The sequence below is a fragment of the Protofrankia sp. CiP1_Cm_nod1 genome (genome assembly GCF_920888515.1).
GTDB lineage: Bacteria > Actinomycetota > Actinomycetes > Frankiales > Frankiaceae > Protofrankia.
This window is the reverse complement of record NZ_CAKKTM010000473.1, coordinates 1-3,995: the sequence shown is the minus strand read 5'-3', so window position 1 is coordinate 3,995 and position 3,995 is coordinate 1. Positions and strand designations below refer to the sequence as shown.

Genomic DNA, 3,995 nt, shown 5'->3' with positions numbered 1-3,995 from the left:
CGTCGGGGGTGCCCGGCGGCGGCCCACCGGCCGGCGGGGCCGGTGCCGGGTATCCCGCCGGTGGCGCCCAGTAGGGGGCCTGGGGCCCGGCGGCGGCCCGGCCGCCGTACGGAGGCTGGTACGCCCGCGGCTGCGGCTGCTGCGGCTGTTGCCCGGACCATCCCGGCTGTGGCTGTGGCTGTGGCTGTGGCTGTGGGCTCGCGGGCCACGGCCGCGGCGGCTGGGGACCGGATCCCGGCGTCCCGGGCTGCCCGGACGGCGTTTCCACGCCCCGGACGGTCGGCTCCGACCCGGACGCCTGGCCCAGCGCCGCGTGCCGCACCTCGTCGTCCAGCAGCACCTTGATCCCGCAGCGGGCGAGCCAGTTCGGGCCGAACGCGCCCGCGGCGGCCCGGGCGAGCTCGAGGGCGAATGCGGTGGCGCTGGTGAAGCGGGCGGCGGGCTCCTTGGCCAGCGTGCGCATGATGACCGCGTTGAGGGCGGCGGGCATGTTCTCGAGCGGGAGCGGGGTGACGTTGAGATGGTGGTTGACGAGCGCGCCCACGGACAGGGAACGGCCGAAAAGAGGACGTTGGGCGAGTAACTCGTAGAGCACTCCGCCGAGCGCGTAGAGATCGGTGGAGGCGTGCAGCCGTCCCCCGGTGATCTGCTCGGGGGCCATGTAGCGCGGTGTCCCGAGAATCCCGCTGGCGGTCGTCTCGGTGCCCTCGAAAATCTTCGCGACGCCGAAGTCGGTGACCTTCAGCAGCCCGTCGGAGGCGAACATCATGTTGTCGGGCTTGATGTCCCGGTGCAGGACGTTGTGGGCGTGCGCGGCCTGCAGCGCCGCCGCGGCCGCCAGGCCCAGCGCGCAGGTGGCCTCCGGCGGGATCGGGCCGGTCGCCAGCCGCTGGCGCAGGGTGCCGCCGGGGAGCAGTTCCATGACGAGCAGGCAGGTGCCCTGATGCTCGATGTAGTCGTGGATGCGCACGATGTGCGGATGGTCGAGTTCGGCCAGGACGCGCGCCTCGGCGAGGAAGCGGGTCCGCAGGTCCGCGTCGTTGGCCGTGTCGAGCAGCACCTTGATCGCGACGTTGCGGCCGATCAGCCGATGGCGGCCGCCGAGGACCAGCCCGTAGCCACCGCGGCCGAGTTCACCCTCGACCTGGTATCCGGGGAGAGCGGCCTCCACCAGGGAGCGATCAATCAACAAAGGTCAGTTCCGTCCGCCACCGTATGGACAGCTGTTCCCGCATCCGCGCCGGAGCCGCAGAACAACCGGAGCCGCAAAACAGTCGTGAGTGTACGACCGTCACCGTCCGCCGATCCCGTCGCGGGTCACAACCGGCGCTGACAGATGGGTGACACGAATCATAGCCAGCGACAGCCGGTCACGTTCATGATCTATCCGTATCCGCGGTGTCACATCTACTGGTGGACGGCCTGCGCCGGCTCCCGGCGGTACCGTGCCGCCGCGGCGGCCCGCCGGGTGACGCGCGCGGTGACCTGCTGGGCATGCGGTGACGTGGACCCGGCACGGGGGCATGCAGCATCGTGGGCATGTCGCAGCCGCGCCCGCAGCCGTCCAGCCGGGAGGTTCCCGAAGATCATGTCGTCCATCGAGCCGTCCCACGGTGCCGTCCAGCACGATTCCCTGATAACCGGCACGCCGGAATGGGCGGCGCTTGAGAAGCACCACGCGGAGCTCGCCGGTGTCCACCTGCGCGGCCTGTTCGACGACGACCCGCGCCGGGGCGAGACGTTCACCGCGGCGGCCGACGGCCTCCACCTCGACTTCTCCAAGAACAGGATCACCGCCCGGACGGTGGAGCTGCTGGTCGCCCTGGCCGAGCGGGCCCGGCTGCGGGACCAGATCGAGGCCATGTTCACCGGCCAGCGGATCAACACGACCGAGGGCCGGGCGGTGCTGCACGTCGCGCTGCGCGCCCCCGCGGACGCCGTCATCGAGGTGGACGGCGTGAACGTGGTGCCCGCGGTGCACGCCGTGCTCCAGCGGATGTCCGCGTTCGCCGACAAGGTCCGTTCCGGGGTCTGGCGGGGCGCCACCGGAAAGCACATCCGGACGGTCGTGAACATCGGGATCGGCGGGTCGGACCTCGGCCCGGCCATGGCGTACGACGCGCTGCTGGACTACTCCGACCGCTCGATCCGGTTCCGTTTCGTCTCCAACGTCGACGGCACCGACATCTGGGAGGCGACGCACGACCTCGACCCGGCCGAGACGCTGTTCGTCGTCTCGTCCAAGACGTTCACCACCCTGGAGACGCTCGCGAACGCCCGCACCGCCCGCGCCTGGGTGACCGACGCGCTCGGGCCGGACGCCGTCCCGTCCCACTTCGTGGCGGTGTCGACGAACACGGCGGAGGTGACCGCGTTCGGTATCGACAGCGACAACATGTTCGAGTTCTGGGACTGGGTCGGTGGGCGCTACTCGGTGGACTCCGCGATCGGCCTCTCCCTGATGCTGGCGATCGGGCCGGAGCACTTCCGTGACCTGCTCGCCGGGTTCCACGCGATGGACGTCCACTTCCGGACGGCTCCGTTCGAGCGGAACCTGCCGGTGCTGCTGGGGCTGCTCGGCCTGTGGTACCGGGACTTCTTCGGCGCGCAGACCCACGCCGTCCTGCCCTACAGCCACTATCTGGGACGGTTCCCGGCGTACCTGCAGCAGCTCGACATGGAGAGCAACGGCAAGTCCGTGGACCGCTCCGGCCGGCCGGTGTCCACGCCCACCGGCCCGGTGGTGTGGGGCACGCCCGGGACCAACGGCCAGCACGCCTACTTCCAGCTCCTCCACCAGGGCACCGCGCTGGTCCCGGCCGACTTCATCGGCTTCGTCCACCCGGACCACGACGTGCCGGCGAGCCCGGACACCGGGACGGACCACCACGTCCTGCTGATGGCGAACTTCTTCGCCCAGACCGAGGCGCTCGCCTTCGGCCGCAGCGCCGAGCAGGTCGCCGCCGAAGGGGCCGACCCCGCCCTCGTCCCGCACCGGACGTTCCCGGGGAACCGGCCGACCAGCACGATTCTCGCGGACCGGCTGACGCCGTTCACCCTCGGTCAGCTCATCGCCCTCTACGAGCACAAGGTCTTCACCCAGGGGGCGCTCTGGGACATCAACAGTTTCGACCAGTGGGGCGTGGAGCTCGGCAAGCTGCTGGCACAGCGCATCATTCCGGAACTGTCAGCGGATACCACGGACAGTGACGACATTGCCGGGGCCGCCGGGGCCGCCGGGGCCGGGCGGCTGGACCACGACAGCTCCACCAACAACCTCATCCGCCGCTTCCGCGAGGCCCGGCGCGCATCGAGGTGACCCGGGTGGCGGCCCGCGCCGGCCCGGTGACCGTCAGGAGCCGGCCCGTGGGCCGCCCGGCGGCTCCCACCGGGCCCGCGCCCCGGGAGAGTCGGAATCTTTGGTCACGCTCGGTAGTATCGCTGTGTCGAGTGTGTGTATCTCGTGGCTCGGGGAAAGACCACGGCTGTTGACGATTCTCATCCGGTCTCGTCCGGAGGTGTGGCAACGGGTGACAGTGGTGGGAAGCCGGCGGTATCACCGGGGGGCAAAAGCATGCAGGTGCAGGCCGGTCGGCTGCGCATGTCGGTGACGCGGTCCGAGTGCGAAGTGATCATCGTACTCGACGGCGAGCTCGACACCCGCGGCCGGTTGCGATTCCGTCAGCAGATCCATGAGCTGCTCGGCCGTGGCGGCACCGACGTGGTGGTGGACGTCGGCGGCCTGACCGCCATCGACATCGCCGGGATGGCCGCGCTCCTACGGGCCGACCTGCTGTTGCGCGGGGTCCACTCGACCGTGCGGATCCGGGGGGCGTCCCCGGCGTTCATGGCGCTGCTGCGTTCCACCGGCCTGACCGGCCGGCTGCAGGTCGAGCCCGGGCCGCGACGGTCAGCCACCGGTGCGGCGGCCCGGGCCACCGCCACCAGCTCCTGTCTCTTATACACATCTGACGCTGCCGACGACTAGACGAGTG

Annotated in this window: 2 protein-coding genes; one reads left to right on the top strand and one right to left on the bottom strand. The window is 70.9% G+C overall.

Translation table 11 applies throughout. The annotated features are described in order from the left end of the window. Nucleotides 1–1,189, bottom strand: a 1,189-nt coding sequence (locus NBX02_RS22455; protein WP_445548587.1) for a serine/threonine-protein kinase, incomplete at its 3' end; no start/stop codon positions are given. Nucleotides 1,190–1,588: 399 nt separating this feature from the next. Here NBX02_RS22455 and pgi point away from each other — a divergent pair. Continuing rightward, the gene (pgi, locus tag NBX02_RS22450) at nucleotides 1,589–3,319 is read left to right on the top strand and encodes a glucose-6-phosphate isomerase (protein WP_250293023.1); all 1,731 of its coding nucleotides are present in this window, start codon (nucleotides 1,589–1,591) and stop codon (nucleotides 3,317–3,319) included. Nucleotides 3,320–3,995: the final 676 nt, after the last annotated feature.

Bases quoted from the DNA above. Each gene is read 5' to 3' on its own strand.
- pgi (WP_250293023.1), top strand. From the start codon at position 1,589: ATGTCGTCCATCGAGCCGTCCCACGGTGCCGTCCAGCACGATTCCCTG.